Consider the following 22,731-nt stretch of genomic DNA (forward strand, 5'->3'; position numbering starts at 1 on the left):
TCACCCTGCGTTCAGGAAAGTACGTCAACTCAAACAACGAAACCGAAACAATATTCGGTACAATATTTCGAAATAAAGTCAATGACAGGAAAAGACATGCAAAGTAGTGAACAAAATCAACTCAGAAAGGGGCTGAGTGTCCGGCACATTCGCTTTATGGCCTTAGGGTCAGCGATTGGTACTGGGCTATTCTACGGTTCTGCGTCTGCGATTCAGGCTGCAGGTCCCGCGGTGTTACTTGCCTATATGTTAGGTGGTGCCGCCGTATTTATGGTGATGCGCGCCCTCGGCGAAATGGCAGTTCATCATCCAGTCCCAGGTTCATTCTCTCACTACGCAAGCCATTATATGGGGCCTCTAGCGGGCTTTTTAACAGGCTGGAACTATGTATTTGAAATGCTCGTGGTCTGTTTAGCCGATATTACAGCCTTCGGGATGTACATGGGGTTCTGGTTCCCACATGTCGACCAATGGGTCTGGGTATTGAGTATTGTGCTATTTATTAGCGCCCTCAATCTTTGCCACGTTAAGATTTTCGGTGAGATGGAATTCTGGCTATCGATTATTAAAGTTAGTGCCATTATTGCCATGATTGTCGGTGGTGCCTTCTTGATGATCTACGGTTTTGGTCAAGAAACTAGCCATGAAGTGGGTATCCAAAACTTGTGGGAGCATGGCGGCTTTATGCCAAATGGCATTGAAGGGGTAATTGCCTCTCTCGCAATCGTTATGTTTGCTTTTGGTGGTATTGAGGTGATTGGTATCACGGCAAGTGAAGCGCAAAACCCTGAAAAAACTATTCCGAAAGCTATCAATGCTGTACCTATCCGTATTCTATTATTCTATGGATTAACGCTGTTTATCCTGATGTGTATCTATCCATGGAACCAAATCGGTCAAAACGGTAGCCCGTTTGTCCAAATCTTCGATAGCTTAGGTATTCAATCTGCAGCAAATATCTTGAATATCGTGGTGATCACCGCAGCAATTTCCGCTATCAACAGTGATATTTTTGGTGCAGGCCGCATGATGTATGGCATGGCTCAAGATGGACAGGCCCCTAAGGTCTTTACCAAACTGACCAAAAGCGGTGTTCCATGGGTGACAGTGCTGGTGATGTCTGTTGTGATGTTATTAGGGGTTTACCTGAACTACCTGTTACCAGAAAAAATCTTTGTGATCATCGCGTCAATTGCGACCTTCGCGACGGTGTGGGTCTGGTTAATGATCTTACTGTCTCAAGTAGCCATGCGCCGTAAAATGAGCCAAGAAGAAGTCAAAAAACTGAAATTCCCTGTGCCTTTCTGGCCTGTAGGCCCAGCAATCACTATCGCATTTATGGTGTTTGTTATCGCCTTATTAGGCTTCTTTAAAGATACACAAGTGGCGCTGATTGTAGGCTTTGTGTGGGTGGCTTTACTCAGTATCACCTTCTTTGCAATGCGTTATTACCAAAAACGCTGATCCCTTTTCATTAAGAGATCAATAAAACAGCCCTAGGTCGAGCAGATCTAAGGCTGTTTTTTTAATGTTTTTCGATTCTATGAAACCCCTAGCGCATCAACATCATGCTGATGCAAGCGCTTGTTCGATATCCGCAATCAGCTCATCCACATTTTCTAAACCAATCGATAGTCGAATCAGCCCATCACTAATACCATATTGTAGCCTTTCTTCCCGTGTATAGGTTGAATGAGTCATACTAGCAGGATGCTGTGCCAACGACTCGCAATCTCCCAAACTCACCGCTCTAGAGAACAGCGCTAAATGGTTTAAGAACTGCTTACCAGCTTCAAGTCCCCCTTTTAGCTCAAATGCAATCATGCCTCCTGCTAATTTCATCTGCTTTTGGGCTAACTGGTACTGCTCAAAACTCGGTAACCCCGGGTACATAATGGTAGCGACTTTTGGGTTCACTTCTAAATATTCCGCAATTTTCTGTGTGCTCTGGGCTATCCTATCCATACGAACAGACAAGGTTTTCATCCCTCGAATAATTAGGTTAGCATCATGAGGAGATAAACATGCCCCCGTCATATCTTTCAAACCAACTAATCGAATGAGTTTTGCACACTCTGCCGTTGTGGCTACCGCTCCTCCCATAGCATCCCCATGACCATTCATGTACTTGGTCAAAGAATGCAGCACAATATCCGCCCCCAGTGTTAGTGGTTTTTGAATATACGGCGTGCAGTAGGTGTTATCGACCGCCACTAAAATATTATGTCGATGCGCAATTTCACTCACTGCAGCAATATCCACCAAACGCATGTTCGGGTTAGCGGGTGACTCAAAAAATATCATGCGCGTTTTTTCCGTAATGGCTTTCGCGACATTCACAGGGTCACTCATATCAATGTGCTTAACTTTCACACCAAATCGAGCCAATCCATGATGAAAAAAGGCATAAGTACAACCATAAACCGTTAAGTCCACTAACAGTTCATCACCAGGATTTAATAATGTCCAAAATGTAGCCGTGATTGCGCCCATACCCGACGAGAACACAATTGCAGCCTCCCCTTCTTCAAGGGAAGCAATTCTATTTTCCAATAGATTTAATGTTGGGTTATTAATTCGGGTATAAATATAGCCATCTTTTTCACCACTAAAACAGGCAGCGCCCTCTTCGACACTTTTAAATACATAAGTCGATGTTTGATAAATTGGCGATGCCAGTGAACCTAAATGATCTTGTGCATTATAGTGACTATGAATTACCCGTGTTTCGAAAGAATGCTTTATATCTAAACTCATACCACCTCCGAAAAATTACCCTCCTTGGGATTGAGATAATCGAGAACCGACAATTTGCATTGTTCGCAAAAGTGTCGTAATTCCACGCAATGTATTTGGATCTTTTAATAATCCATACACTGAGCGAAAGTTAGGATTTTTACTATCATGTATTCCTTCCATTTTTGCCATATTGTAGGCAGTACCTAATTCCCATACAGGCACTAAAGTATCTTCAAAAGAATTTGATAATCGCTCTACAGTACTGTTATCTAATATATCGACAAGATCGGATACTAGTGAAAGTAGATCCACAATATTGTCTAGGCGATTTAACTGTAATAACGGTGCTAATTTTTCAGCAAGATGATTACCGGATTCTGAGCTTAATAATTCAACCAGTTTGCTTTGACTTTCATTATTCGACATTTTTAATTCCTTATTAAACTAAGCCACGGATTGCTGCCCAATAAATACCTCTATTGAAGCCATTTCTTAGTAATCCACCGAGTTTCGTTGGCGGAGTCGGAATAACATCGTGCTTGTAATCATATTGCAGAGGCATACCCGCCGTTAATCCCATTTGAGCAACAGCTTGCACTCGACCATCATAAATAGCCGCTGGATAGCCATAAATCAACTCGCCACAAATATTATCAGCGATAATTGCAGCTTGGTTATGGCAGCTACCGCCGGCTTTACTAATTGGTAAATCAACCGTGTCACCAATTACATAAACGCCTTCAACACCATAGACTTGCATAGTTTCATGATCGGTCGGTAACCAACCTTCACCATTATTGTGTTCACTTAACCCTGTATTCACGACCGCCTCTACCGCAGTAATTGGTGGCGTACTAATTAATAAATCGAAAGGCTGTTCATCCCCTTCTTTGGAATAAGCTAGTTTCTTATCTGGGTCGACTTTACTTAAAGTGAATCCTCGCTGAGCTTTAATATCTCTAGTAACAAATACTTCTGGAATAACTTCACAAACTGGCTGTTGCATGAATAAACAGTTACGCAGTAATTGTGCAACCGTTGGGTAGGTATAAACAATTTCAATATTATCTCTAACCCGACGTTTACGTAAAAACTCATCAATCATGAGTGTTGTTTCCATCGGTGCTATACCACACTGATGGGGAACATTTGGTGTTTCAGGAAATGAAACGGTAATAAAAATACGACCTTTTTCAATCTTAGATAATTGATCGGCTAATTTACGCGAGGCATCATAGGCATAAAAATGGTTACCCATTTCCTTTAATCCTTCAATGCGTTCAGGTCTTGGAATACACCCAGTTGCAACAACTAAATAGTCATAGTGATATTTTTTATTATTTCTTGAGTGTAATTCTTTATTTTTAAAATCAAAAGAATCAACTTTATCAATGACTAATTCAATTTCTGGTCTTAATAATTCACGTTCAGGTCGGCTTAATTCTTCTTTAAAGAACATATTAAAAGCCACATACATAAATGCAGGTTTATAATAATGTATCGGATTATCTGTTATTAATGTTATTTTTATTTTTTTAGAAAAAATGTCTTTATTCAGTTTTCTAGCCAAAATATTAGCTAACATGGTACCGCCAGTACCACCACCCACAATAACTATATTTTTCATGATTTAAAATCCTTAAGAAATAAAACAACTCGATAAATAAAACCTGCTCATCGCCGTGCTTTACACTTAGTAAATATAGTTTAATGCCAATAACAACCAATACAATAAATTGCATATAATTCAAAAATTAACAAAAAAAATTAATCACTTTGAGATATTAAAGTACTTTCTCCGGTAAAAGAAAAGTCATGCACTCATAAATAACAAAATAAACTTCATTACAACTCATTGAAATAATAGTATTAATATGAATAATGCCCAACTATCTTCCATTTAAACAAGATGTCCTCGGCGGCTTGCCCATATCCAATATTATGCATCACTAAGTAATATTGATTATTCGACGCTTTGATGGATGTCACAATTCCTATATGTGGACGACCGTTATCTAAACGCCATGAAACGATATCGCCGGGCAAATAATCCTCCCCTTTTAACGTAATAGGTTTAACCGTGCCTTTTCGAGCAAAAAAGGTTTCTAAGTTAGGTACTCGCCGATGATCAATGTTGGTATCAGGCTTACGAAGCCCCCACATTTTTTGGCTTGGATACTGGCTAAAATTTTTCTTTATATCTTCATGAAGCTGTTTTTGAAGATCAATACCCAGCTTACGATAACTGCGGATCACAACATCAGAACAGACACCATAATGGCTGGGAACATCCCCATTGGGGTAATCTATCTGGCGATAAGATGAATCATAAACAACAAGGCGAGGTAACTGTTCAGCCTGTTTTGCCAATTCAAGGTTATTTTTTCCTAATGCATAGGACATGCAAAATAGTAAAGCGATGGGTAATAATCGTTTCAAGGTATGGTCCCCGCAAAATAGAGAATCAAATCTACAATAATTACAGGGATAAATAAGGTGGGATAATCTTAAAAAGGCATTACTTAGTTAATTTAAATTGGGTAATAATAGGGTTATGATCTGACGCATCCGTCTGTAATATGTGGCTTTCTTTATGTTTTAAGCCGCGGTAAAACATAAAGTCTAATGGACGACCAAACGCTTTTGTCCGTAAATCTGAATCGTAGAAAACTTCCTTCAAGCCAACGGAACGAATAAAGCGTTTTAATGCATTTACTCGCTGACGGCTCCATGCATTAAAGTCACCAGCGAGAATAACGGGACCAACATGTTTGCTAATGTGAGAACCTAATTTACTCAATTGCTTCGTATACACATCAACCCCAAAACTAAAGTTGATTGCGTGTACGTTCGCGACCATTAAATGCTTACCATTAGGCAATGGATAAACCGTGATCAACGCCGATTTCGCTAAACGTAATAACGGTTCTTTTTCTCGTAATGGGCAACAATAAATAGGGTGAGCGGTCGCGAGTGTCATTACCCCTGATGGATGAGGGGAAAAAGGTAAGGCAGGGACTTGGTCTGCTATCAACTGATGTGAAGCAGCAAAAGAAACCAATTCTGGTGACATTTGTGCTTCTTGGAGCAATAACAGTTTTTTTTCTTTAACGAGCTCTGCTAACGTAGATTTCCAATTTGGTCGCTGCTGCTTATAAATATTCCACGTAACAACATCCAACGTTTCACCCGCAGGAAACAGAGGAAGACCAATAGGAAGAGAATCTCCCAGCATATGGATTGGCATAGGCTGAATACGTTTTGCAGGCTCGCCTGCAATGTACCGAACAGAATAGGTTCTTTTAGCCACGTACCGGATTCCCTACGAAATTGATAACAACAATATTGTTGTCGACTATGCTAGTTTAGCATTGGTTTGACTGACTCAAGTGCAGTATATCAAATATCTTGCAGGTTATCTTACGGAACTTATTATTCCTTTTTGTGACTTTTCCAGGTTAGCCCAACTATCTTCGTCAAATTACCTGCCATCCGCCATGATAAACTTGCAAGATAATGGCTTAACAAAGAAAAAACATACACGTAATAGAGGCATTCTTTACTACTTGATTAGGATATAAGGCGGGTAAGGTTAATATGGCGGTCGGTTTTCAACTCAATATGCAGGGCAATTTTATTGCTGATAGTAAAAACACCGTTTATGGGTTGGGAAGCAAAGCGATATTAGGCAGTTAGTGAGTGGAGGCATCACCGACGTTGTGAATGGTAAAACAGTTAGTGGTATACCTTTCTGTGATTTCCAGTACTCCAAACGCAAAAAAGCCACCCAATGGGTGGCTTCTCGGCTAATTTAATGTCTGGCAGTTCCCTACTCTCACATGGGGAGACCCCACACTACCATCGGCGCTACGGCGTTTCACTTCTGAGTTCGGCATGGGGTCAGGTGGGACCACCGCGCTATTGCCGCCAGACAAATTCTGTTTATTCCCGTTTAGTCTCTAATCCACTAAACCAGAATATCAATCCTGAACAAGCTGTCGTGTCCACCTCTCGGCGTCCCACTTCATTGAATCAACTTTAATCTCTCATCTCGAAAACACCTTCGGTGTTGTCAGGTTAAGCCTCACGGTTCATTAGTATTGGTTAGCTCAACGTATCGCTACGCTTACACACCCAACCTATCAACGTCTTAGTCTTAAACGTTCCTTTAGGACCCTTAAAGAGTCAGGGAAGACTCATCTCAAGGCAAGTTTCCCGCTTAGATGCTTTCAGCGGTTATCTCTTCCGCACTTAGCTACCGGGCAATGCCATTGGCATGACAACCCGAACACCAGTGGTGCGTCCACTCCGGTCCTCTCGTACTAGGAGCAGCCCCTTTCAATCTTCCAACGCCCACGGCAGATAGGGACCGAACTGTCTCACGACGTTCTAAACCCAGCTCGCGTACCACTTTAAACGGCGAACAGCCGTACCCTTGGGACCTACTTCAGCCCCAGGATGTGATGAGCCGACATCGAGGTGCCAAACACCGCCGTCGATATGAACTCTTGGGCGGTATCAGCCTGTTATCCCCGGAGTACCTTTTATCCGTTGAGCGATGGCCCTTCCATACAGAACCACCGGATCACTAAGACCTACTTTCGTACCTGCTCGAGCCGTCACTCTCGCAGTCAAGCTGGCTTATGCCTTTGCACTAACCGCATGATGTCCGACCATGCTTAGCCAACCTTCGTGCTCCTCCGTTACTCTTTGGGAGGAGACCGCCCCAGTCAAACTACCCACCAGACACTGTCCGCACCCCAGATAATGGGGCTACGTTAGAACATCAAACATTAAAGGGTGGTATTTCAAGGTTGGCTCCACGCAGACTGGCGTCCACGCTTCAAAGCCTCCCACCTATCCTACACATCAAGGCTCAATGTTCAGTGTCAAGCTATAGTAAAGGTTCACGGGGTCTTTCCGTCTTGCCGCGGGTACACTGCATCTTCACAGCGAGTTCAATTTCACTGAGTCTCGGGTGGAGACAGCCTGGCCATCATTACGCCATTCGTGCAGGTCGGAACTTACCCGACAAGGAATTTCGCTACCTTAGGACCGTTATAGTTACGGCCGCCGTTTACTGGGGCTTCGATCAAGAGCTTCTCCTTACGGATAACCCCATCAATTAACCTTCCAGCACCGGGCAGGCGTCACACCGTATACGTCCACTTTCGTGTTTGCACAGTGCTGTGTTTTTAATAAACAGTTGCAGCCAGCTGGTATCTGCGACTGGCTTCAGCTCCATGAGTAAATCACTTCACCTAATGCCAGCGTGCCTTCTCCCGAAGTTACGGCACCATTTTGCCTAGTTCCTTCACCCGAGTTCTCTCAAGCGCCTGAGTATTCTCTACCTGACCACCTGTGTCGGTTTGGGGTACGATTAATGATAATCTAGAGCTTAGAGGCTTTTCCTGGAAGCGGGGTATGAGCTACTTCGCCACCGTAGTGACTCGTCATCAGACCTCAGCATATAGTGAACCGGATTTGCCTAATTCACCTGCCTACATCCTTAAACCGGGACAACCGTCGCCCGGCCAGCCTAACCTTCTCCGTCCCCCCATCGCAATTATCACCAGTACGGGAATATTAACCCGTTTCCCATCGACTACGCATTTCTGCCTCGCCTTAGGGGTCGACTCACCCTGCCCCGATTAACGTTGGACAGGAACCCTTGGTCTTCCGGCGTGCGGGTTTTTCACCCGCATTATCGTTACTTATGTCAGCATTCGCACTTCTGATACCTCCAGCATGCCTCACAGCACACCTTCACAGGCTTACAGAACGCTCCCCTACCCAACAATATTTACATATCGCTGCCGCAGCTTCGGTGCATAGTTTAGCCCCGTTACATCTTCCGCGCAGGCCGACTCGACCAGTGAGCTATTACGCTTTCTTTAAATGATGGCTGCTTCTAAGCCAACATCCTGGCTGTCTGAGCCTTCCCACTTCGTTTCCCACTTAACTATGACTTTGGGACCTTAGCTGGCGGTCTGGGTTGTTTCCCTCTTCACGACGAACGTTAGCACCCGCCGTGTGTCTCCCGTGATAACATTCTTCGGTATTCGTAGTTTGCATCGAGTTGGTAAGTCGGGATGACCCCCTAGTCGAAACAGTGCTCTACCCCCGAAGATGAGTTCACGAGGCGCTACCTAAATAGCTTTCGGGGAGAACCAGCTATCTCCCGGTTTGATTGGCCTTTCACCCCCAGCCACAAGTCATCCGCTAATTTTTCAACATTAGTCGGTTCGGTCCTCCAGTTAGTGTTACCCAACCTTCAACCTGCCCATGGCTAGATCACCGGGTTTCGGGTCTATACCCTGCAACTCATTCGCCCAGTTAAGACTCGGTTTCCCTACGGCTCCCCTATACGGTTAACCTTGCTACAGAATATAAGTCGCTGACCCATTATACAAAAGGTACGCAGTCACACCACAAGGGTGCTCCCACTGCTTGTACGTACACGGTTTCAGGTTCTATTTCACTCCCCTCGCCGGGGTTCTTTTCGCCTTTCCCTCACGGTACTGGTTCACTATCGGTCAATCAGGAGTATTTAGCCTTGGAGGATGGTCCCCCCATATTCAGACAGGATAACACGTGTCCCGCCCTACTCGTCGAGTTCACAACACTAACACCTTCGGATACGGGGCTATCACCCTTTACTGCCGGCCTTTCCAGACCGTTCTCCTGATGCTAATGCTGATTAAGACTCTGGGCTGCTCCCCGTTCGCTCGCCGCTACTAGGGGAATCTCGGTTGATTTCTTTTCCTCGAGGTACTGAGATGTTTCAGTTCCCTCGGTTCGCCTCGTTTGACTATGTATTCATCAAACGATAGTGCAACGAATTGCACTGGGTTTCCCCATTCGGAAATCGTCGGTTATAACGGTTCATATCACCTTACCGACGCTTATCGCAGATTAGCACGTCCTTCATCGCCTCTGATTGCCTAGGCATCCACCGTGTACGCTTAGTCGCTTAACCTCACAACCCGAAGGTGTCTTTTCATCAGACGACACGAAACGTCATGGCTGTGCGTGGTGAAGTTCTTCGTTGGGCAGGGTTCGCAATGCTCACGTACTCATGTACGCTGCGCTTGCTGCACGCTGTCCGCCTTGAATTTCACACTGCTCGCTCATGCCACTTGCTTGTGTGTTTGAAAAACACGTTCAAGTTGAGATTTTTGAGAGACTCTCACATTGTTTAAGCGATAAACAATGTGCGTTGTTTTCAATTTTCAGCTTATTCCAGATTGTTAAAGAGCATAATTATTCGCAATAGACTATTTCTAATCTATTCTGAATAATCAGAAAGTTTATGGTGGAGCTAAGCGGGATCGAACCGCTGACCTCCTGCGTGCAAGGCAGGCGCTCTCCCAGCTGAGCTATAGCCCCATAAAGGTAATTCCAGTATCGATTCTCTCACTAAGAAAGAATTTTGAGTTAAATCGAATTTAGGCAAGGCATAACTTGGCGACGTTTACGTCAGGTAAACGAGCTGAGTTATAACGAAGCATCAATTCGATTTTGGTAGGCCTGAGTGGACTTGAACCACCGACCTCACCCTTATCAGGGGTGCGCTCTAACCACCTGAGCTACAAGCCTATCGATACCGTTACTCTATTTCATCAGACAATCTGTGTGAGCACTTCACAAGTACACTTCAATGGTAAGGAGGTGATCCAACCGCAGGTTCCCCTACGGTTACCTTGTTACGACTTCACCCCAGTCATGAATCACAAAGTGGTAAGCGCCCTCCCGAAGGTTAAGCTACCTACTTCTTTTGCAACCCACTCCCATGGTGTGACGGGCGGTGTGTACAAGGCCCGGGAACGTATTCACCGTAGCATTCTGATCTACGATTACTAGCGATTCCGACTTCATGGAGTCGAGTTGCAGACTCCAATCCGGACTACGACGTACTTTATGAGTTCCGCTTGCTCTCGCGAGGTCGCTTCTCTTTGTATACGCCATTGTAGCACGTGTGTAGCCCTACTCGTAAGGGCCATGATGACTTGACGTCATCCCCACCTTCCTCCGGTTTATCACCGGCAGTCTCCTTTGAGTTCCCACCATCACGTGCTGGCAACAAAGGATAAGGGTTGCGCTCGTTGCGGGACTTAACCCAACATTTCACAACACGAGCTGACGACAGCCATGCAGCACCTGTCTCAGAGTTCCCGAAGGCACTAAAGCATCTCTGCTAAATTCTCTGGATGTCAAGAGTAGGTAAGGTTCTTCGCGTTGCATCGAATTAAACCACATGCTCCACCGCTTGTGCGGGCCCCCGTCAATTCATTTGAGTTTTAACCTTGCGGCCGTACTCCCCAGGCGGTCGATTTAACGCGTTAGCTCCGGAAGCCACTCCTCAAGGGAACAACCTCCAAATCGACATCGTTTACAGCGTGGACTACCAGGGTATCTAATCCTGTTTGCTCCCCACGCTTTCGCACCTGAGCGTCAGTCTTTGTCCAGGGGGCCGCCTTCGCCACCGGTATTCCTCCACATCTCTACGCATTTCACCGCTACACATGGAATTCTACCCCCCTCTACAAGACTCTAGCTGACCAGTCTTAGATGCCATTCCCAGGTTAAGCCCGGGGATTTCACATCTAACTTAATCAACCGCCTGCGTGCGCTTTACGCCCAGTAATTCCGATTAACGCTTGCACCCTCCGTATTACCGCGGCTGCTGGCACGGAGTTAGCCGGTGCTTCTTCTGTTGGTAACGTCAATCGTTGATGATATTAGCATCAACGCCTTCCTCCCAACTGAAAGTACTTTACAACCCTAAGGCCTTCTTCATACACGCGGCATGGCTGCATCAGGCTTGCGCCCATTGTGCAATATTCCCCACTGCTGCCTCCCGTAGGAGTCTGGGCCGTGTCTCAGTCCCAGTGTGGCTGATCATCCTCTCAGACCAGCTAGGGATCGTCGCCTTGGTGAGCCATTACCTCACCAACTAGCTAATCCCATATGGGTTCATCCGATAGCGCAAGGACCGAAGTTCCCCTGCTTTGCTCCTAAGAGATTATGCGGTATTAGCTACCGTTTCCAGTAGTTATCCCCCTCTATCGGGCAGATCCCCATACATTACTCACCCGTCCGCCGCTCGTCAGCGAGAAGCAAGCTTCCCCTGTTACCGCTCGACTTGCATGTGTTAGGCCTGCCGCCAGCGTTCAATCTGAGCCATGATCAAACTCTTCAATTAAAAAGCTTGATGCTCAAAGAATGTTACTGTCGTTTGATTTCCGAAGAAACCAAATTACCTATTAGTTCATATATATGAATTAACGTGTTAGTCACTCTTCAAGACTTAAAATCAAATATTTTTTTGATAGTGTCCTGTGAGTGCCCACACAGATTGTCTGATAAATTGTTAAAGAGCGGTGCGACTTAATCTTTTGATTATCGACTTTAGGTCGTTGTCGCGAGGTGTCGTATACTACGTTTTTTATTTAGAAAGTCAAGCGATTATTTTCAACTATTTTCTTTCTTCACCTCTGTTATCACGGGGCTTCGAGGTTTTCTTCGAGCCGGTTTGTCGTGACAACGGATGCGCATTATAGGGAGCTCGAAAAATCTCGCAAGTGTTTTTTTTAAAATAATTTCCAAGTGCTGATTTATCACCCAAAAAGGTTACTTTGTGATGCTTTTTAAGGCTTTTGGTAGGTCAGCAAGGCTATTAATCACCAGATCTGCACTCGCAATAGCGTCATCTGTAACAGGTTCTCCGCTTTTTACTAATACATTTGTCCCCACAAGAGCCGCTTTGCCCGCTTGCATATCCGCAAGCTTGTCGCCAACCATAATAGAAGAAGCCATATCAATGTTTAAAAATTGCTGGGCATCTAAGAGCATTCCTGGTTTTGGTTTGCGGCAATTACATTCTTGCTTATATTCTTCTACTGTTGCATCCGGATGATGAGGGCAGAAATAGATACCATCTAAATCAACACCACGGTCGGCAAGAGACCAATCCATCCACTCAGTTAGCGTCATAAACTGGTCTTCAGTATAGATACCACGACCAATACCAGATTGATTAGTCACGACAACTAATGCATATCCCATTTTTTTGAGTTCAATCATGGCTTCAATAGCGCCATCGATAAATTCGAAGTCATCGATTTGGTGTACATAGCCATGATCGATATTAATTGTGCCATCTCTATCTAGAAAGATTGCTGGAATGCCTTTGCTCACTGCTTTACTCCTCAAACTGAAATGGTTTTTAGTATCTCATGAAAAGAAATGAAATGAGAATAGAATAAATCCATCAAACTTTATTGACTTAGACGTCTAGACGCCTTAACATCCAATGCATGTTAGATACAGTATCTTGAATATAATTCGTCAGAGAATAGAAGATAGTATGATAAAGCTCTCAAATATTAATAAAGTGTTCCAGCAAGGAAACCGCAATATACAGGCACTGACTGATATCAGCCTGCATGTTCCTGCTGGTCAAATATATGGTGTCATTGGTGCATCCGGCGCAGGTAAAAGTACCTTAATTCGTTGTGTGAATATGCTGGAGCGTCCAACATCAGGGCAAGTCATTGTTGATGGACAAGATTTAACGTCTCTGCCAGAGAAAGAAGTTACAAAAGCACGCCGTGGAATTGGCATGATCTTTCAGCACTTTAATTTATTATCTTCGCGCACTGTGTTTGATAACGTGGCACTGCCACTAGAATTAGACAATACACCGAAAGAGACCATTAAACAGCGCGTTAATGAATTATTAGAGTTAGTCGGTTTATCTGAAAAAAAAGATGCTTATCCAGCGAATCTTTCTGGTGGTCAAAAACAGCGTGTGGCTATTGCCCGCGCCTTAGCAAACTCACCAAAAGTATTACTGTGTGATGAAGCAACAAGTGCACTAGACCCAGCTACAACGCGCTCTATTTTAGAATTATTGAAAGATATCAACCGTCGCTTAGGTTTAACTATCTTATTGATCACCCATGAAATGGATGTCGTGAAACGCATTTGTGACCAAGTGGCAGTGATCAGTGGCGGTCAGCTTATTGAGCAAGATAAAGTGAGTGAAGTTTTCTCTCACCCTAAAACGCCTGTTGCTCAAGCATTTATTAAGTCAACATTAGTTATCGATATTCCAGATGACTATAAAGAACGTTTGCAGCCAGAATCAGGTAAAGATCTCTCCCCGTTATTGAAACTGGAATTCACAGGACAATCAGTGGATGCGCCATTAATCTCAATGGCCGTACGTAAATTTGATATCGATATTAATATTTTAAGCTCTCAGATTGATTATGCCGGTGGCGTTAAATTCGGTGTGATGCTGGCTGAATTACACGGTTTAGAAAATGGCATTGAGTCCACCATTACATTTTTGAAAGAGCACCACGTGAAAGTTGAGGTTTTAGGTTATGTCTGAGGGAATGATTTCACTGCTTATTTCAGGAACGATTGATACGATTATCATGACTTTCGTTTCTGCAATTTTAGGTTTTATTTTAGGTATCCCGACAGGCGTCCTACTTTATGTCACTCGTCGTGGGCAAGTTATGGAAAACACCGTTCTGTATAGCGTTATTTCTGCTGTTGTGAACGTATTCCGCTCAATACCGTTTATTATTTTATTAGTCTGGATCAGCCCGTTTACCAAATTCATCGTAGGTTCTGCGATTGGTATCGAAGGTGCGATTGTTCCATTGACTGTTGGTGCAATTCCGTTTATTGCTCGCATGGTTGAAAACGCATTATTAGAAGTTCCGAATGGTTTAATTGAAGCTTCACGCGCTATGGGCGCAACACCGTTACAGATTATCCGCAAAGTATTACTGCCAGAATCTTTACCGGGGTTAATTAACGCAGCAACCATTACGTTAATCATGTTAGTCGGCTATTCCGCAATGGGTGGTGCAGTAGGTTCCGGTGGATTAGGACAAATTGCAATGCAATATGGATACTATACTTATAATCCATTAGTTATGAATACCGTTCTGGTTCTATTGATTGTCTTAGTATTCATCATTCAGTTCACTGGTGAATATCTAATGAAAAAAGTGTCACATAAATAGTCCGTAATCTAGATAGTCAGAAACAATAGCAGCGCCAAAAAACGCTACACAGTAGTTAAGGTGCTATAAATAGTGTCTAAAGGGGTAAATTATGTCTATTAAGTTAAAATCAATTGCAGTAGTTGGCGCGCTGTTAGGAACATTAGCTCTCGCTGGCTGTGGTGAAAAACAAAAAGATCCAAATAGCATCAAAGTCGGTGTGATCATGGGCAAAGAGTTTGAAGTTGCTGAAGTTGCACAAAAAGTTGCTAAAGAAAAATATGGACTGAATGTTGAATTAGTCTCTTTCAATGACTTCGTATTACCAAACGAAGCATTAAGCAAAGGTGATATTGATGCAAACGCATTCCAACATAAGCCTTATCTGGATCAGCAAATTAAAGACCGTAACTACAAGTTAGTCCCTGTTGGAAATACCTTTATTTACCCAATCGCGGGATATTCTAAACAAATTAAATCTATTGATGAATTGGCTGATGGTTCACAAGTTGCGCTGCCAAATGACCCAACTAACTTAGGTCGTTCATTACTGTTACTGCAAAAACAAGGTTTAATTAAGTTAAAAGATGGCACAGGTTTAATGCCTACCGTGTTGGATGTTGTTGAGAATCCAAAAGGCTTAAAATTTGTTGAATTAGAAGCACCACAATTACCACGTGCTCTGGATGATCAAAAAATTGCACTGGCTATCATCAACACAACTTGGGCTAGCAGTGCAACACCAAAACTGACTCCAGCAAAAGATGGTCTGTTTGTTGAAGATAAAGATTCTCCATATGTGAACATTATTGTGGCTCGTGAAGATAATAAAGATAGCGAGAATGTGAAGAAGTTTATTCAAGCATATCAATCTAATGAAGTGGCAGAAAAAGCCAACGAAGTATTCGATGGTGGTGCAGTTAAAGGCTGGTAAGCTTTTCTCTTAAAAAAAATGTGTATAAAATGCTAGGTGACTTTATGTCACCTAGTTTTTTTGTATCATACCAACATGCATTAAACCGATTTGTTTTAAATAAATTAGCTTTAAACCGATTACATAATTAATGCGCTAGCGCAGATAATAAAAAGGTAATATTTATGAGATTGTTTTTGCTCGCCCTCGCTACATTTGCTTTAGCTGGGTGCGGAATTAATCAATACACCAGTCCCAGCATGAATAAAGGGTTTTCGAGCATGAAATTATCGAAGCCTTTGCCTGTAGAAACTGAAGAAGAAGATGTCAGTGCAGAAAACATTAAATTAATGAACAGCCCTGAAGAATTATTAGGAATGCCATTTCGTGACTTAGGTATTGTGTCTGGTGAGTCATGCAGAAAAAATGCAAAGAGTCCGCCTATTAATCTTGATTCAGCTAAAAACAGTATGTTGACGCAAGCCGCTTATATCGCTGCGGATGCCGTGTTACTACATCAATGCCAAACCAAATCAGCGCCGGGTTGTTTCCAAGCAACGGTCTGTGAAGGTAGTGCACTTAAAATTGTTGAATAATCAACTTATGCAATCTTTTCAATTTAATGTTATCGGGCATATCGAATCCCCTTATAAAGAAAAGTTTGCTATTCCTCGCCAGCCTGGGCTGGTTCAAAACGGCTTTGGGCGTTTGCATTTACATCCGCCATACAATGACCCCAATGCCGTTAGAGGATTAACTCAATTTAGTCATATTTGGGTGTTGTTTGTTTTTCACCAAACGATGGAAGGTGGCTGGAAACCTCTCGTACGCCCTCCCCGCTTAGGTGGCAACGATAAAATGGGTGTATTTGCCACTCGTTCAACATTTCGACCAAGCCCTATCGGGATGTCATTAGTTGAATTAAAAGACGTGACTATCGAAAACAACCAAGTCATTCTTGAACTCGGTAGCCTAGATTTAGTTGATGGCACACCAGTGGTCGATATCAAACCGTATCTGCCTTTTGCTGAAGCTATTACAACAGCCAAAGCCGGTTATGCTCAAGAAGCGCCATCAGAAGATATGCAGGTTATATTTAGTACACAAGCTCAACTTGAATGTGAAAAATACCAATCTCGCTATCCCGGATTAGCCTCTTTTATTGAGCAAGTATTAAAGCAAGACCCACGTCCTGCCTATAAGAAACAATCCAATGAAGCCCGTGATTATGCGGTTCATTTATTAGATTTCAATGTGCGTTGGCGAGTGACTAATAATATCACTGAAGTGTTTGCCATCGAACGTAATGAAAAATCGCGTTAACCTCTTTTGACAAAGCATCGTCACTGGTAGACTAGCTGTTTATTCCGCTGCTTAGCAGCTTTAAATTATTGGGTAGGCGTAAGCCCTACCATGATTTGTTGTTCTAATGGAACCTATACAATGCGTACTAGCAAATATCTGCTCTCAACTCTGAAAGAGACCCCTGCGGATGCAGAAGTTATCAGCCACAAGCTGATGCTGCGTGCAGGGATGATCCGTAAACTTGCTTCTGGTCTGTATGACTGGTTACCCACTGGCGTGCGTGTTCTGCGTAAAGTAGAAAACATCGTTCGTGAAGAAATGGAAAATGCAGGCGCTATCGAGGTATCTTTACCCGTCGTTCAACCTGCTGACTTATGGCAAGAAAGTGGACGTTGGGAACAATATGGCCCTGAGTTACTGCGCTTTGTAGATCGTGGCGAGCGCCCATTTGTTTTAGGTCCAACCCACGAAGAAGTTATTACTGATTTAGTGCGTAACGAGATCACTTCATACAAACAATTACCATTGAATTTATTCCAAATTCAAACCAAATTCCGTGATGAAGTTCGTCCTCGTTTCGGTGTAATGCGTTCTCGTGAATTTATCATGAAAGATGCATACTCGTTCCACACAAGCCAAGAGTCATTGCAAGAAACTTACGATGCAATGTACCAAGCTTATAGCAAAATCTTCACCCGCATTGGCTTTGATTTCCGTGCAGTGCAAGCAGACACCGGTTCTATCGGTGGTAACGCGTCTCACGAATTCCAAGTTTTAGCACAAAGCGGTGAAGATGATGTTGTCTTCTCTACTGAATCTGATTTTGCAGCTAATATCGAATTTGCTGAAGCGGTTGCACCAAATGTTCAACGTGCAGCGCCAAGCCAAGAAATGCATTTAGTGGATACACCAAATGCAAAAACGATTGCTGAATTAGTTGAACAGTTCAATCTGCCAATTGAGAAAACCGTTAAGACTCTGATTGTTCATGCAGAGAAAGACTCTGGTCATACTTTAGTTGCCCTGTTAATTCGTGGTGACCATGAACTGAATGAAATCAAAGCAGAAAAACACCCATTAGTGGCAAGCCCACTGCAATTTGCATCAGAAGAAGAGATCCGCAAAGCTGTTAACGCAGGTCCAGGCTCTTTAGGCCCAGTGAATATGCCAATGCCAATCGTCATTGACCGCAGCGTTGCGGTGATGAGCGACTTTGGTGCTGGTGCAAATATTGATGGTAAACACTACTTTGGCATTAACTGGGAACGTGACCTCCCACTGCCAGAAGTTTACGACCTGCGTAATGTGGTAGCGGGTGACCCAAGCCCAGATGGTAAAGGTACCCTGTTAATCAAACGCGGTATCGAAGTAGGTCATATCTTCCAGTTAGGCACAAAATATTCTGAAGCGATGAAAGCCTCTGTGCAGAACGAAGAAGGTCATAACCAAATTGTGACAATGGGTTGCTATGGTATTGGTGTAACTCGTATTGTTGCAGCAGCGATTGAGCAGAGCCACGATGAACGCGGTATTGTATGGCCAGATGCTATCGCACCATTCCACGTTGCTATCCTGCCAATGAACATGCATAAGTCTTATCGCGTTAAAGAAGTTGCTGAAAAACTGTATGCAGACCTGAAAGCACAAGGTATCGATGTTATTTTCGATGACCGTAAAGAACGCCCGGGTGTGATGTTTGCCGATATGGAACTGATTGGTGTTCCATACACTATCGTCATTGGTGACCGTAATTTAGATACTAACCAAGTTGAATATAAATCACGCCGCAGTGATGACAAACAACTGGTTGGTTTAGATAACGTGGTTAGCTTCCTGAAAGAAAAACTAGCTAAATAACCGTTACGTTAGCCTAAATACAAAAAGCTCAGAGTTCAGTTTTACTGTCTCTGAGCTTTTTTATTGTCACTAAGCCTTTTTACTATATAACCAAAACGAATTCAGGTTATTTGCAAGAGCGGGTTTTATCGAACTGAATATTCCCAGTAGGAATAAATGCAGAATCAAATTGGCCATCCTCCATGGATGGGCGAATAGAATAGAAACCATCCACCTCTAAATAAACTGGCGTGCCGCCATCCACATCAGTATCACTATAAGCTTTCTCTAGTTCAATGCCTGACGTTGCATATTTACGCCCAGAACCACATTCAGTAAATATAGCGGCATCCGCCATATAACGATATTCGCCACGTTTTTTACTTGGAGTGACCTGTTTTAAGGTATGGTTCATTGAGCTCTCAATCGCTTTGCCTTCTAAATCCAGCAGTGTGATTGACTGGTTATCAGGAGATTGTGCAAAGTATGTACGCTCTGCTTTCGAGTTAGTTAATGTTAATACATTTTCCGTGCTAGACCAGTTCCCTGTTTCATGGAACATTTGGTTCCCTTCACGGGTTTCTAAATAAAGCAGTTGCTCAACATAGCTACCATCTGGATTGACTAATAATGTGGCTTCAATACCTGAACAATCCGCACAAGGAAGTACACCACTATAAACATGGTCTACAGGAGCGAAGTTCGCTTCGTTCACACTGCTTTGACAACCGGATAATGCCACAGCACCCGCCGAAATAAGAGCCAATAAAAGTACTTTCTTCATTATAATTCCTTTCAGATCATTCAATTATTACTGTTTCGCTTATTAATACATCATAGCATTTCAAGAAATAAAAAAATAAGGTATGCAAAAATTTACAATCGGATAAATAACCAGCTAAAGATATCAGTTTAGTGAATAAGAATTTTCCTTTTCCCACGTCACTGATTATAGTTATTAAATTACTATGCTATTATCGAGCGAAGCACTTTTTGATTTAGCTTTTTATTTCATCGGTAAATGCTTAGTCGATAAATGCTAGTGTTTTTAGATAAAACAAACATGTTCAAGGCGGCAATAACCGCCACTAACACAGTGGTGAGGGAATATGTCTACAGATAATGAATATCAACCAATCAATTGTGATGATTACGAATATCTAGAAATCGCATGCCAGCGTCAATTAAAGCTGCAAATTAAGCTTAATGACGGCGAGAATATTGAAGGGCAAGCCAGTGATTTGCTCCTACGAAAAAAAATTGAGTACCTCGTCCTGATCACACAGGAAGGCACTAAGGAGCTACGACTGGATATTATCTCATCCTTCAGTCATCCTGAAATCGGCACTATCGTTGTCGACCACTCCCACTAATACTCGTTTTTTCTGAGTTTCTTCTATGCCCCTTATGGTAGTCACAGTCATAAGGGGTTTCTAATTTATAGATAGTTTATTCACGTTATTCTCTGGAAAACTCATCGGTATTAATCCAATACTCGGAATTTTGCCAATCAATAGCAATGCCAATATTATTCTCTCCCACAAATCCGTCCGGTGTAATAAAACAGCCTACTGCACAAATAAGTATTTCATTATAGTAAATTAGTGGGGTTCTTTCCCTCATCCACGGTGCAACGCACAGCTCTTGCCAAATTTTCTTGCTGCTACGTGAATGATGACGACCAACAATATTTAGCGAGCCTTGCAATCCAAAGCGAACTGTCACTTTTTCTGTTTCTTGTGGTGGACGGATCTGCCCTTCTCCATCCATCACAACCAGCGTTCCCAGTGATTCAGGTAATAAATAATCCTCAGGATAATTCCACTGATATTGTTTTCCCATCAGGCTATTAATGCGCTTAACCACCCATAAAGCCCCTTGATAACGGCGAATTTCCACGCCCCCCAAACGGCAGATAGGTTCTGCATCCTGCCGAGCAAGTGCCACTTCCTGCCAAATTCGTTCTAATTGATTAAATGGTGGCATAGCAAGATGATGGAGGCCAATCCAACGGCGGATCAAGGCGTTACGCTTGGCAGCTGAACACTGGATAAGCCCATCAATATATAATCCACCACGGTAATCAATGATATCATCCAGTGAATCTTGCAGTAGCTCGTCCAGCAGCGCCTCTTGTTCTGCACATAATGAGGCGCTTCGGGAAACTGCATTCGCAAAATGTGGCCAGCGTTCAGATAATCTTGGCATAATATGCAAGCGCAGGAAATTACGATCATATCGGTCGTCTTGATTACTATCATCTTCAACCCAAGGAAGTTGATATTCCGCTCGATAGTTTTCTAATTCATGGCGAGAAATGACTAATAAAGGTCGTAGTAGAATCGTTTTTCCATTTTTCGCTTGAAAAGGAAGTGACTCTGGCATTGAGGAAAGTCCTGCGGGTCCACTGCCTCGCTTAAGCGCCAGCATGAATGTTTCAGCTTGATCATCAAGATGCTGAGCCGTCACTAAAATCTCATCTTCAAGTAGCTCATCGCGATATGCCTGATAACGTTCAGCTCTTGCTGCTGCTTCAACACCAATCTGAGTGCTGTCTACGGTTACACGCTGGCAAATAAACGGGATATTCCATTGTTGACATAATGAAGCACAGTGAGTTTCCCACTTATCCGCTTGAATATTTAAACCATGATGAATATGAATGGCGCGGATTTCTAATGACGGTAATTCACTGATTTTTATCTGATAAAGAGCATGAAGCAATACCGTGGAGTCGATACCACCACTGAATCCAACCAGAATTTTTCGGTAGCTTCCGATTTTTTCTCGAACTGTTGCGAGAATATGCTGTGAGGATTTCGCCATTATCTTCCCTTTATTCCACTCACTTCTTAATTCAATATTATATTAAAGATAATAAAAAACGGGAGTTGGCTAAACCGACTCCCGTTTCAAAATAGAATGGATTGCACTTAATAGGTTAGCTAATTAGCAGTAACCATATCCCATCAGACGTTGATAACGACGATTTTTCAGTGCTTCTTCATCCAGAGTTTCTAACTCATTCAAGTCTTGCGTGATTTGTGCTTTCAGAGATTCTGCAATTTCATCGTAGTTACGATGAGCGCCGCCCAGAGGTTCAGGGATCACACTATCAATCAGCTTCAGCTCTTTTAAGCGAGGCGCCGTAATACCCATCGCATCAGCCGCTAATGGTGCTTTATCGGCACTTTTCCACAGAATAGATGCGCAGCCTTCTGGTGAGATAACGGAATAGGTGCTGTATTGCAGCATATTCACTTTATCACCCACACCAATCGCTAATGCTCCACCTGAACCGCCTTCACCGATCACAGTACAAACCACTGGAACGGATAAGCGAGACATTTCACGTAAGTTACGCGCAATCGCTTCGGATTGACCGCGCTCTTCTGCACCAACACCCGGATATGCACCCGGAGTATCGATAAACGTAATAATTGGCAGGTTAAAACGCTCAGCCATTTCCATCAGACGCAGTGCTTTTCGGTAGCCTTCTGGTGCTGGCATACCAAAGTTACGGCGAATTTTCTCTTTCGTTTCACGGCCTTTTTGATGGCCAATAACCATCACAGGACGCCCATCTAAACGAGCTAAACCACCAATAATTGCTTTGTCATCGGCATATGCACGATCACCCGCTAACTCTTGGTAATCTGTAAAAATACGGGAAATGTAGTCCAAAGAGTATGGACGACGTGGGTGACGAGCGAGTTTAGCAATTTGCCAAGCCCCCAGATCAGAGAAAATCTTACGTGTCAGTTCAACACTTTTTTCACGTAAACGAGCAACCTCTTCATCTAGGTTGACTTCTAAGTTGTTATCTTGACGGCTAACTGCAGTTAGGGAATCGATTTTCGCCTCTAATTCAGCAATCGGCTGTTCAAAATCAAGAAAGTCCAGACTCATAAT

The 22,731-nt window shown here is 43.2% G+C and carries 17 protein-coding genes, 2 tRNA genes and 3 rRNA genes; 8 read left to right on the forward strand and 14 right to left on the reverse strand.

The window, feature by feature from the left end:
• Positions 1-96 precede the first annotated feature (96 nt).
• Complete coding sequence (locus QS795_RS13525; protein WP_318626537.1) at positions 97-1,464, forward strand: amino acid permease; 1,368 nt, start codon at positions 97-99, stop codon at positions 1,462-1,464.
• Positions 1,465-1,566: 102 nt separating this feature from the next.
• Here QS795_RS13525 and megL read toward each other — a convergent pair whose 3' ends face one another.
• The 11 genes from megL to gmhB form a co-directional block, all read right to left on the reverse strand.
• Positions 1,567-2,757 carry a methionine gamma-lyase gene (megL, locus tag QS795_RS13530; protein WP_318626538.1) on the reverse strand — a complete coding sequence of 397 codons (1,191 nt, stop codon included), beginning with the start codon at positions 2,755-2,757 and terminating at the stop codon, positions 1,567-1,569.
• A gap of 15 nt (positions 2,758-2,772) precedes the next feature.
• Positions 2,773-3,165 carry a helical membrane plugin domain-containing protein gene (locus tag QS795_RS13535; RefSeq protein ID WP_154602353.1) on the reverse strand — a complete coding sequence of 131 codons (393 nt, stop codon included), beginning with the start codon at positions 3,163-3,165 and terminating at the stop codon, positions 2,773-2,775.
• 13 nt (positions 3,166-3,178) lie between these two features.
• Positions 3,179-4,366, reverse strand: coding sequence for an NAD(P)/FAD-dependent oxidoreductase (locus tag QS795_RS13540; RefSeq protein ID WP_154602352.1), 1,188 nt, complete (start codon positions 4,364-4,366; stop codon positions 3,179-3,181).
• A gap of 242 nt (positions 4,367-4,608) precedes the next feature.
• Positions 4,609-5,142: a DUF1287 domain-containing protein gene (locus tag QS795_RS13545; protein WP_286272020.1), complete on the reverse strand. Its 534-nt coding sequence runs from the start codon at positions 5,140-5,142 to the stop codon at positions 4,609-4,611.
• Between the two features lie 115 nt (positions 5,143-5,257).
• Positions 5,258-6,049 (reverse strand): endonuclease/exonuclease/phosphatase family protein, encoded by a 792-nt coding sequence (locus tag QS795_RS13550; protein ID WP_286272018.1) that lies wholly within the window; start codon positions 6,047-6,049, stop codon positions 5,258-5,260.
• Between the two features lie 506 nt (positions 6,050-6,555).
• Positions 6,556-6,671: ribosomal RNA gene (gene rrf / locus QS795_RS13555) — 5S ribosomal RNA — on the reverse strand.
• Positions 6,672-6,812: 141 nt separating this feature from the next.
• Positions 6,813-9,718 (reverse strand): 23S ribosomal RNA (locus QS795_RS13560).
• 334 nt (positions 9,719-10,052) lie between these two features.
• Positions 10,053-10,128, reverse strand: a tRNA-Ala gene (locus QS795_RS13565).
• Positions 10,129-10,261: 133 nt separating this feature from the next.
• A tRNA-Ile gene (locus tag QS795_RS13570) sits at positions 10,262-10,338 on the reverse strand.
• 65 nt (positions 10,339-10,403) lie between these two features.
• A 16S ribosomal RNA gene (locus QS795_RS13575) occupies positions 10,404-11,944 on the reverse strand.
• The 16S, 23S and 5S rRNA genes sit together here with 2 tRNA genes alongside, the layout of an rRNA operon.
• 428 nt (positions 11,945-12,372) lie before the next feature.
• Positions 12,373-12,939 (reverse strand): D-glycero-beta-D-manno-heptose 1,7-bisphosphate 7-phosphatase, encoded by a 567-nt coding sequence (gmhB, locus tag QS795_RS13580; RefSeq protein ID WP_179897019.1) that lies wholly within the window; start codon positions 12,937-12,939, stop codon positions 12,373-12,375.
• 169 nt (positions 12,940-13,108) lie between these two features.
• On the opposite strand from gmhB, the gene metN reads away from it, so the two are divergent.
• The 6 genes from metN (at position 13,109) to proS (ending at position 18,840) form a co-directional block, all read left to right on the forward strand.
• Positions 13,109-14,140 carry a methionine ABC transporter ATP-binding protein MetN gene (metN, locus tag QS795_RS13585; RefSeq protein WP_006662999.1) on the forward strand — a complete coding sequence of 344 codons (1,032 nt, stop codon included), beginning with the start codon at positions 13,109-13,111 and terminating at the stop codon, positions 14,138-14,140.
• Positions 14,133-14,786, forward strand: coding sequence for a methionine ABC transporter permease MetI (metI, locus tag QS795_RS13590; RefSeq protein WP_036968878.1), 654 nt, complete (start codon positions 14,133-14,135; stop codon positions 14,784-14,786). The genes metN and metI overlap by 8 nt, the downstream gene beginning before the upstream one ends.
• Positions 14,787-14,877: 91 nt before the next feature.
• Positions 14,878-15,699 carry a MetQ/NlpA family lipoprotein gene (locus QS795_RS13595; RefSeq protein ID WP_036956390.1) on the forward strand — a complete coding sequence of 274 codons (822 nt, stop codon included), beginning with the start codon at positions 14,878-14,880 and terminating at the stop codon, positions 15,697-15,699.
• Positions 15,700-15,863: 164 nt separating this feature from the next.
• Positions 15,864-16,274: an Rcs stress response system protein RcsF gene (rcsF, locus tag QS795_RS13600; protein ID WP_181477510.1), complete on the forward strand. Its 411-nt coding sequence runs from the start codon at positions 15,864-15,866 to the stop codon at positions 16,272-16,274.
• A gap of 7 nt (positions 16,275-16,281) precedes the next feature.
• Positions 16,282-17,001, forward strand: a complete 720-nt coding sequence (gene tsaA, locus QS795_RS13605; RefSeq protein ID WP_286270650.1) for a tRNA (N6-threonylcarbamoyladenosine(37)-N6)-methyltransferase TrmO — start codon at positions 16,282-16,284, stop codon at positions 16,999-17,001.
• 120 nt (positions 17,002-17,121) lie between these two features.
• Entirely contained in the window at positions 17,122-18,840 is a 1,719-nt protein-coding gene (proS, locus tag QS795_RS13610) for a proline--tRNA ligase (protein WP_286270648.1), read from the forward strand.
• Positions 18,841-18,946: 106 nt separating this feature from the next.
• Here proS and QS795_RS13615 read toward each other — a convergent pair whose 3' ends face one another.
• Positions 18,947-19,603: a copper resistance protein NlpE N-terminal domain-containing protein gene (locus tag QS795_RS13615; protein WP_154603336.1), complete on the reverse strand. Its 657-nt coding sequence runs from the start codon at positions 19,601-19,603 to the stop codon at positions 18,947-18,949.
• A gap of 325 nt (positions 19,604-19,928) precedes the next feature.
• On the opposite strand from QS795_RS13615, the gene rof reads away from it, so the two are divergent.
• Positions 19,929-20,192 carry a Rho-binding antiterminator gene (gene rof / locus QS795_RS13620; protein ID WP_006658392.1) on the forward strand — a complete coding sequence of 88 codons (264 nt, stop codon included), beginning with the start codon at positions 19,929-19,931 and terminating at the stop codon, positions 20,190-20,192.
• 85 nt (positions 20,193-20,277) lie between these two features.
• Here rof and tilS read toward each other — a convergent pair whose 3' ends face one another.
• Both tilS and accA read right to left on the reverse strand, forming a co-directional pair.
• Positions 20,278-21,645 (reverse strand): tRNA lysidine(34) synthetase TilS, encoded by a 1,368-nt coding sequence (gene tilS / locus QS795_RS13625; protein ID WP_286270646.1) that lies wholly within the window; start codon positions 21,643-21,645, stop codon positions 20,278-20,280.
• 123 nt (positions 21,646-21,768) lie between these two features.
• Positions 21,769-22,728: an acetyl-CoA carboxylase carboxyl transferase subunit alpha gene (gene accA / locus QS795_RS13630; RefSeq protein WP_286270644.1), complete on the reverse strand. Its 960-nt coding sequence runs from the start codon at positions 22,726-22,728 to the stop codon at positions 21,769-21,771.
• Between the last annotated feature and the right edge of the window lie 3 nt (positions 22,729-22,731).

The organism is Providencia zhijiangensis (assembly GCF_030315915.2).
Taxonomy (GTDB): domain Bacteria; phylum Pseudomonadota; class Gammaproteobacteria; order Enterobacterales; family Enterobacteriaceae; genus Providencia; species Providencia zhijiangensis.

Bases quoted from the DNA above. Each gene is read 5' to 3' on its own strand.
- QS795_RS13525 (WP_318626537.1), top strand. From the start codon at position 97: ATGCAAAGTAGTGAACAAAATCAACTCAGAAAGGGGCTGAGTGTCCGG.
- megL (WP_318626538.1), bottom strand. From the start codon at position 2,757: ATGAGTTTAGATATAAAGCATTCTTTCGAAACACGGGTAATTCATAGT.
- QS795_RS13535 (WP_154602353.1), bottom strand. From the start codon at position 3,165: ATGTCGAATAATGAAAGTCAAAGCAAACTGGTTGAATTATTAAGCTCA.
- QS795_RS13540 (WP_154602352.1), bottom strand. From the start codon at position 4,366: ATGAAAAATATAGTTATTGTGGGTGGTGGTACTGGCGGTACCATGTTA.
- QS795_RS13545 (WP_286272020.1), bottom strand. From the start codon at position 5,142: ATGTCCTATGCATTAGGAAAAAATAACCTTGAATTGGCAAAACAGGCT.
- metN (WP_006662999.1), top strand. From the start codon at position 13,109: ATGATAAAGCTCTCAAATATTAATAAAGTGTTCCAGCAAGGAAACCGC.
- metI (WP_036968878.1), top strand. From the start codon at position 14,133: ATGTCTGAGGGAATGATTTCACTGCTTATTTCAGGAACGATTGATACG.
- QS795_RS13595 (WP_036956390.1), top strand. From the start codon at position 14,878: ATGTCTATTAAGTTAAAATCAATTGCAGTAGTTGGCGCGCTGTTAGGA.
- rcsF (WP_181477510.1), top strand. From the start codon at position 15,864: ATGAGATTGTTTTTGCTCGCCCTCGCTACATTTGCTTTAGCTGGGTGC.
- tsaA (WP_286270650.1), top strand. From the start codon at position 16,282: ATGCAATCTTTTCAATTTAATGTTATCGGGCATATCGAATCCCCTTAT.
- proS (WP_286270648.1), top strand. From the start codon at position 17,122: ATGCGTACTAGCAAATATCTGCTCTCAACTCTGAAAGAGACCCCTGCG.
- QS795_RS13615 (WP_154603336.1), bottom strand. From the start codon at position 19,603: ATGAAGAAAGTACTTTTATTGGCTCTTATTTCGGCGGGTGCTGTGGCA.
- rof (WP_006658392.1), top strand. From the start codon at position 19,929: ATGTCTACAGATAATGAATATCAACCAATCAATTGTGATGATTACGAA.
- tilS (WP_286270646.1), bottom strand. From the start codon at position 21,645: ATGGCGAAATCCTCACAGCATATTCTCGCAACAGTTCGAGAAAAAATC.
- accA (WP_286270644.1), bottom strand. From the start codon at position 22,728: ATGAGTCTGGACTTTCTTGATTTTGAACAGCCGATTGCTGAATTAGAG.